Source organism: uncultured Aurantimicrobium sp. (assembly GCF_936931525.1).
Classification (GTDB): domain Bacteria; phylum Actinomycetota; class Actinomycetes; order Actinomycetales; family Microbacteriaceae; genus Aurantimicrobium.
On sequence record NZ_CAKZII010000168.1, the window covers coordinates 1 to 1297 of the forward strand.

General features: G+C 56.3%; 2 protein-coding genes. Both read right to left on the bottom strand.

All coding sequences use genetic code 11. The features are described 5' to 3' along the window. Positions 1–882: hypothetical protein (locus Q0362_RS08450; RefSeq protein ID WP_298122516.1), on the bottom strand; the 882-nt coding region annotated here is incomplete at its 3' end. After that, positions 879–1106, bottom strand: coding sequence for a hypothetical protein (locus tag Q0362_RS08455; protein ID WP_298122518.1), 228 nt, complete (start codon positions 1104–1106; stop codon positions 879–881). The genes Q0362_RS08455 and Q0362_RS08450, both read right to left, overlap by 4 nt. Positions 1107–1297: the final 191 nt, after the last annotated feature.

The following is a 1297-nucleotide window of genomic DNA, read 5'->3' on the forward strand; positions in this document are numbered from 1 at the left end:
CATCACAGCAGCGGTGTAGCTTCCGGAATCAAGTTCAGCAATAGCGGAGATATTGCTGGTCATATCCCACGGCTCAGTGGTGGGTTCCACACCAGAATCAATCGTGCCGCTGAGGTAGACCACATAACCGGAGTCGTATTGTTCGATTCGGATCTGTGCAGCACCTTCATCTGCTCGAGGAATTCGAGAAATGAGATCTCGGTAACTGTCAGCAGATTCGGCGGTGCTGCGTTCCACGTTCCTCACTCGGACAGGGGTTTCTTGCAAAGTTGTGGCACCCACAATCCCCAGTCCAGCAATTGCTGCACCAGCTACGAGGTCTTCCCCTGCAAGGAGCCCATCCTGGGGTGGCTTGGGCATTCCCAGAACGCCAGCCACAAAATCATCTGCTCCGGACACGAGGTGGGCAGTGCCTTGCACTACCAGGGGATGACTCATGAATTGCCCTGAATCCGGCAACCGTTGTTCGAGCCGTGTGACGAACTGGTCAAAGGGGCTGCCCGGAGTCAGGCGCCGTGCAGCTGCTAACCCCAGAACAATGGCGACGCCGCCAATTATTTCTGGCCCAAAGGTTGCAATTAATCCAGGCATTGCTCGACCCAGATTCCACATCAATGTGGAACTGAGGTCCTCGGAGACCTGGCGTAGATACTGCTCCCGCTCTGCATATTGTCGGGAGCCTTCTGCCGTCGCAGCGGCTAACTCTCCCAGTCGTTGAGCCGCATACGTAGCTCGGGCAAAAGCATGCTGGGCTTGAGTGGAATGAATGCTCTGAGCTCGTGTGCTGGCAAGCACATGTTCCAAATGCCACACTCGGGCGTGGAGTCGTCCCGAGAGATCATCTAGAGCAACGGTGTCGACTCCTGAACCAACCCTCATCACGATGAACCTGGTTCCATGGCAAGAATGGCCCAGCGGGCCTGACGTAAATCGGCCATGACCTGCTCAGCGTTGTGGTCGAAGGCATACCGTGATGGTCCAAACCAGAGCGGATCCGGAACAGCGGTGTGAAGGGTGACGACTGCAGCATCGAGTGCATCGGCGAGCGCCAGCCACTGGCTATGGCCAGCTGGCGGGAAGCCGGATAGGCCCTCGAATTCATTCACCTGGATACCGTGCCAGTGAAGAGTCAGAGTGCTGGGCAGTCTGATTCTGAATGTGGAGAGTGTGCGGCGGCTTTGCCTGTGAAGGGATACCTGTTTTCTTTGGGAGAATAGAACCATGACGCTTCCTATTCAGGTCCTCAGCCCGCTCGATGGTCGATACCAGTCCGTCGTTTCACCTCTGGGTGAATACC